Genomic DNA, 1114 nt, shown 5'->3' on the forward strand with positions numbered 1-1114 from the left:
GTTACTTTCCGAACCCGGAAGCTAAGCCTTACAGCGCCGATGGTACTGCATACGGGAGTGTGTGGGAGAGTAGGACACCGCCGAACTCCTTTTAGAAAGAGCCCCCGGTTTTCTGGACTATTCGTCTGGAGAACCGGGGGCCTTTTGTTTTTCGCAACCTGGTGTTCACCTGCCCTGAGAAGCATGGCCGTATGGCGACCACACACGACATAGCCAGCCAGGTCAGGTCCGGTGACGAGGTGCTCATGTCCGCCTTCGCGAGGCCCGCGTTGGCCGAGGCGGTCCGTGAGGCAGGTGGACTCCCTGTCTTCGTGGACATCGACCCCGCAACTCTTTCCCTTGCCCCTACAGCTGTGGGCGCCGCGATCACGGAACGCACGGTGGCTGTTGCGGCAGAGGCGTCGCTCATGGGGACCTCTGATCGTGGAGCCCTCCGTGCCGCTGATCTTCGTGAGGTGCCCTTCTACGAACTCCTCGGGGACGCACCCACGTTGAGCGAGTTCGAGCTCGCCGCACTGCGTCGCCACACGACGTACCTGAGCGCACGTCTGCGCGGCGTGATCACGACAGGTTTCACCGGGGAGGCCGCTCCTGGTCTCCTGGCCTACGTGGTGCGTGTGCCGGGGAACGGGCGCCCCGACCGTGACGCGTTCAAGAGGGCGTTGCGCGCTCGTGGTGTGCAGTGCGAGGTACCTGTGCAGACGCCACTGCACTGGACCCGGGCCTTCCACACCGCGCAGTCATTGCCCGAGACCGAACGGGCCTCTGCCGAGTGCCTCTCCCTGCTGCTGCGTCCACGGATGACGAAGCGGGAACTCCAGAAGATCGTCAGTGGTTGCAACGCCCTGGGTGGCCTCCTGATGGAGCCCGCCTGTTGAGGTGCTGAGGACTGCGGGGGAGTGGTCAGCCGCACCTCGGAGATCGGGTAGGATCGACGCAGTCGGCAGGCCCCAATAGCTCAGTCGGCAGAGCGTCTCCATGGTAAGGAGAAGGTCAACGGTTCGATTCCGTTTTGGGGCTCTTACAAGTGGGGCGGTAGCAACGTAAGTTGCTACCGCCCCCCAGATTTTGTTTCTCCCCCCGATTCACATCTGGGGTGTGCATATTATTAAAA

At 62.5% G+C, this 1114-nt stretch carries 1 protein-coding gene, 1 tRNA gene and 1 pseudogene; all 3 read left to right on the top strand.

What is annotated here, in order from left to right; genetic code table 11:
- Nucleotides 1–191: 191 nt before the first annotated feature.
- Nucleotides 192–380, top strand: a pseudogene (locus ABZT14_RS25580) (DegT/DnrJ/EryC1/StrS family aminotransferase); the annotation flags it as partial.
- 111 nt (nt 381–491) lie between these two features.
- On the top strand, nt 492–878 hold the full coding sequence (locus ABZT14_RS25585) for a DegT/DnrJ/EryC1/StrS family aminotransferase (RefSeq protein WP_356306919.1): 387 nt from the start codon (nt 492–494) through the stop codon (nt 876–878).
- 69 nt (nt 879–947) lie between these two features.
- Nucleotides 948–1020 (top strand) — tRNA-Thr (locus ABZT14_RS25590).
- The last annotated feature ends 94 nt before the right edge of the window (nt 1021–1114 follow it).

The sequence above is a fragment of the Streptomyces sp. NPDC005438 genome (assembly GCF_040606315.1).
GTDB lineage: Bacteria > Actinomycetota > Actinomycetes > Streptomycetales > Streptomycetaceae > Streptomyces.